The organism is Streptomyces sp. NRRL B-1347 (assembly GCF_000720325.1).
Lineage (GTDB): Bacteria > Actinomycetota > Actinomycetes > Streptomycetales > Streptomycetaceae > Streptomyces.
In genome coordinates this window covers 1-3394 of sequence record NZ_JOJM01000169.1, presented here as the reverse complement: position 1 = coordinate 3394, position 3394 = coordinate 1, and the positions used below count along the sequence as shown (strand labels likewise).

The 3394-nt window shown below is 66.4% G+C and carries 5 protein-coding genes and 2 pseudogenes; 5 read left to right on the top strand and 2 right to left on the bottom strand.

The annotated features are described in order from the left end of the window. Positions 1-122: 122 nt before the first annotated feature. From IG74_RS50585 to IG74_RS54540, 3 genes and pseudogenes are all read left to right on the top strand, one after another. A pseudogene (locus IG74_RS50585) lies at positions 123-359 on the top strand (IS256 family transposase); the annotation flags it as partial. A gap of 149 nt (positions 360-508) precedes the next feature. Next, entirely contained in the window at positions 509-808 is a 300-nt protein-coding gene (locus IG74_RS54015) for a polyprenyl synthetase family protein (RefSeq protein ID WP_234334674.1), read from the top strand. After that, complete coding sequence (locus IG74_RS54540) at positions 717-950, top strand: polyprenyl synthetase family protein (RefSeq protein WP_078869641.1); 234 nt, start codon at positions 717-719, stop codon at positions 948-950. Before IG74_RS54015 ends, IG74_RS54540 begins: the two co-directional genes overlap by 92 nt. On the opposite strand, the gene IG74_RS54005 is transcribed toward IG74_RS54540, so the two are convergent. Together IG74_RS54005 and IG74_RS51715 are read right to left on the bottom strand one after the other, a co-directional pair. Beyond that, positions 928-1560 (bottom strand): DDE-type integrase/transposase/recombinase, encoded by a 633-nt coding sequence (locus IG74_RS54005; protein WP_051856721.1) that lies wholly within the window; start codon positions 1558-1560, stop codon positions 928-930. The two genes, IG74_RS54540 and IG74_RS54005, sit on opposite strands and share 23 nt — an antisense overlap. Continuing rightward, on the bottom strand, positions 1548-1745 hold the full coding sequence (locus IG74_RS51715) for a hypothetical protein (protein ID WP_234334673.1): 198 nt from the start codon (positions 1743-1745) through the stop codon (positions 1548-1550). The genes IG74_RS54005 and IG74_RS51715 overlap by 13 nt, the downstream gene beginning before the upstream one ends. Positions 1746-1830: 85 nt before the next feature. Here IG74_RS51715 and IG74_RS50575 point away from each other — a divergent pair. Together IG74_RS50575 and IG74_RS0144045 are read left to right on the top strand one after the other, a co-directional pair. Beyond that, positions 1831-2238 (top strand): annotated as a pseudogene (locus IG74_RS50575) (polyprenyl synthetase family protein); the annotation flags it as partial. Between the two features lie 66 nt (positions 2239-2304). Beyond that, positions 2305-3225 carry a UbiA family prenyltransferase gene (locus IG74_RS0144045; protein ID WP_078869637.1) on the top strand — a complete coding sequence of 307 codons (921 nt, stop codon included), beginning with the start codon at positions 2305-2307 and terminating at the stop codon, positions 3223-3225. Positions 3226-3394: the final 169 nt, after the last annotated feature.

Here is a 3394-nt window from a genome sequence, read left to right as displayed (position 1 = left end):
CCCGCTTGAACTCCTTGGGGTACCGCTTGCTCGTATTGCTCTTCTTACTCACGACCTGGACTGCTTCCTCCGGGACCCATACGTCCCAGCATCAACCTGCCCGTGATCGTGGGGGAACTTCCATCTACTTGCGGACCACGAACCCCATCAAGTCGACGTTCGCCACCTTCCGGCTGCGGACCAAGGTCACCCGAGGGGCCGGCTCCCGCACTCCCACCCTGGCGATGGTCTTCAAGCTTATCGAGTCCGCCCAGACTCGGTGGCGGGCTGTGAACGCGCCCCACCTCGTCGCTCTCGTCCGCGCCGGGGCTCGCTTCGAGCGAGGCCGACTCGTGGAACGGCCGCCGACTGCGGCATGACCGTCCTGCCGGGCGCGCGCCTGTCGTGTGCACCCGCGCACGTCTTCCTGTCCGTGGACACGACACTGCGCTGGTGCGGCTGCTGGTACTTCGCTGAGACCCTGAAGACTCGTGCAGTGTCCGGGAGTCCGGTCCTTCGGGAGGTCCGCATGAGTACTCCTGCCCACACCGACATCCCGCTCGACCTCCGTGCCCTGGCCCTCGCGATCGACACGGTCCTGGACGAATTCCTCGACAGCAAGGCCGCGGCGGCCGACGGACACGATCCCGTGCCGCTGGAGGCGGTAGAGGTCATGCGGGGCTTCCTCGGGGCCGGAGGGGAACGGCTGCGTCCCCTGCTGTGCATGATCGGCTCGACTGCGGGCGGAAGCTCCTCACTCCTGGAGGAGCCGGTGGTGCGGTTGGCGGCGTCGCTGGATATGTTCCACGCCTTTCGCACTCGTCCATGACGACATCATCGACGACAGCCCCCGACGACGCGGTCAGCCGACCGTCCACCGTCTCCTGGCACAGCGTCACGGTGCAGGAAGGACCGATGATGTCAATCCCCTCGCTGCGTGGAGACGGTCTATGCGGCCAATCCCTCGGTGAGGGTGGCTTGGTAGTCACGTTCGTAGTCGATCGGGCTCTTGAATCCGCATACGCTGTGGAGCCGTCTGGCGTTGTAGAAGTCGGTGATCCAGGTGGCGATCCTGATCCGGGCCTCGGTGCGGGTGGCGAAGGTGTGCCGGTGGACGTACTCGACCTTGAGGATGCTGTTGAACGCCTCGCTCACGGCATTGTCGAAACAAGATCCGACTCTGCCCATGGACTGGATCACGCCGAGCTTGCGGCAGGCCCGCCGGAACTTCCCCGAGCAGTATTCGCTGCCCCTGTCGGTATGCATGATCACGCTGCGGCCGCCGCCACCCCGGGTGGCCGCGGCTATGTGCAGGGACGCGACGACGAGTTCGGCGTCGTGCCGGGTGCCCATCGCATGGCCGGTGCCGCCCGAGCTGCGGAAGATCTCCTCGATCTCCTCCGCCAGGTCCTGCCAGCGTATCTCCCGCGCGGTGGGCGGGCGTTCACGCCACTTGTAGAACCACGACTCCGACACCCCCAAAGCGCGGCAGGCGGTGCGGTACGGATTCCTCTGCTCGGCCTTGCAACTGCTGATCACCCCGACCGCGACAGCCGGGTCCGCGTCAGCTACTTCACCCACAAGGCCACGAATCGCTTGCACACATCACGCACCATTTCCAGCTCGCGGATGCGCTTGTCCTTCTCCCTCGCCTCGGCCCGCAGCCGCTCCAGCTCCGCGCGCTCACTCTCCCGCAGCCGGCCACCAGACGGCTCGGCCACCGGCCGGTCCGACGACGGCGAGCCGTTACGCCGAGCTCGCGGCACCCAGCCGTGCAGCGTCCCGACATGGATGCCCCAGATCCGCAGCCACCTCCGGAATCGGCCTCCCGGTCTCCACAGTAGGAGGGGAGCTTCAGACCGGCCAAGCCCGGACGTGGAACTGGCGCTGCGGATCGCACGCTTCAAAACCGCCAAGTACACCATCGAACGCCCCCTCCACCTCGGCGCCACCCTCGCCGGCGCACCGCCCGCCGTACTGGACCACTTCACTCGCTACGCCCTCCCGCTGGGAGAGGCGTTCCAGCTCCGGGACGATCTGCTGGGTGTTTTCGGCACCCCCGAGGACACCGGCAAGCCCAACCTGGATGATCTGCGCGACGGCAAACACACCGCCCTGATCGCCACCGCCCTGCGGCACGCTCACCCCGCCCAGCGCCGCACCCTCACCACCCTGCTCGGCACGACGGCCCTGGACCACGAACAGGCCGCACAGATCCGCGCCCTCCTGGTGGCCACCGGAGCCCGCGACACGGTGGAACACTAATCAACCCGCTGCTGCCGCAGCCCTGCGGCAGCTGGCCGCCACCGCCTCCCAAAGGACCACATGATGGACACCGGCCTTGCAGCGCGCACCACGTTCCCGCCCGCTCCCGGGCCATGGTCATGGCTGCGCCGCGAACTGTCACTGACTGCCCGGATGATGGCCGACAATTCCGTTGTCTCCATCCCTCCGCCGGTTCTCTTCACCGCAGCCGCCTGTGCCTACGCCGGGACCGACGGTGCGGCAACCGCCCTGCACCTCGCGACCAGCACCGTGTTGTTCACCTTGTACCTCTACGTATTCGACACCGTCAACCAGGCCCGCTCAGCAGAGGAAGACCAGGCCAACAAGCCCTACCGCCCCATCCCTAGCGGACTGGTCCACCCCTCGGGACTGCTACGCCGCTTCTGGTGCGCCATGCCGCTGTACACCATCCTGGGCTGGGCCCTCGGCGTCCTGGAATGGACCCTTCTCTGGCAAGCCGTCATCATCTCCATCTATCTGCTCGCCCGGCCCCGCGACTACCTGTGGGCCAAACCGATCGCGATGCTCCTCGGCACCATCGCCCAACTCGCTGCCGCCTGGCAGCTCGTCACACCCCTCGACGCGGCGGGCTGGAAATGGGTACTGACCATCTCCATCGTCTTCAACCTCCCGCTGCGCTTCGAGGATGTCCGCGACATCGAAGGCGACCGACGCATCGGCCGCCGCACCCTGCCCCTGATCACCGGGCACTGGCCCGTACGCATCTGGTTTGCTGCCGTGCTGATCGGGCTGCCTTTCGCCCTCTACTTCCTGCTCTTCGCCCCGAGCCCCACGAGCACTACTGCCACCGCCATCTGCACACTGATCATCGCCCTGATGAGCTGGACGGCGGCCACCCACAGCCTTGTGCGGCACACCGTCCGCGCCGACCGGATCACCTACCAGCTGTACTGCCTCACCTATGCCGCAGCACTCGCCAGCGGCATCGCGCTGCTGTAGGAAGCGCCATCCGCATCCACAACTCTTGACAATAGGAGATCATTTCATTTGGTAAGTCTGCGGTAGCAGATGAAGTTCCCCCACGATCACGGGCAGGTTGATGCTGGGACGTATGGGTCCCGGAGGAAGCAGTCCAGGTCGTGAGCAAGAAGAGCAATACGAGCAAGCG

What these genes read in the sequence shown, in the direction of transcription:
- IG74_RS0144045 (WP_078869637.1), top strand. Translation starts at nt 2,305, where the DNA reads ATGATGGACACCGGCCTTGCAGCGCGCACCACGTTCCCGCCCGCTCCC.
- IG74_RS54015 (WP_234334674.1), top strand. Translation starts at nt 509, where the DNA reads ATGAGTACTCCTGCCCACACCGACATCCCGCTCGACCTCCGTGCCCTG.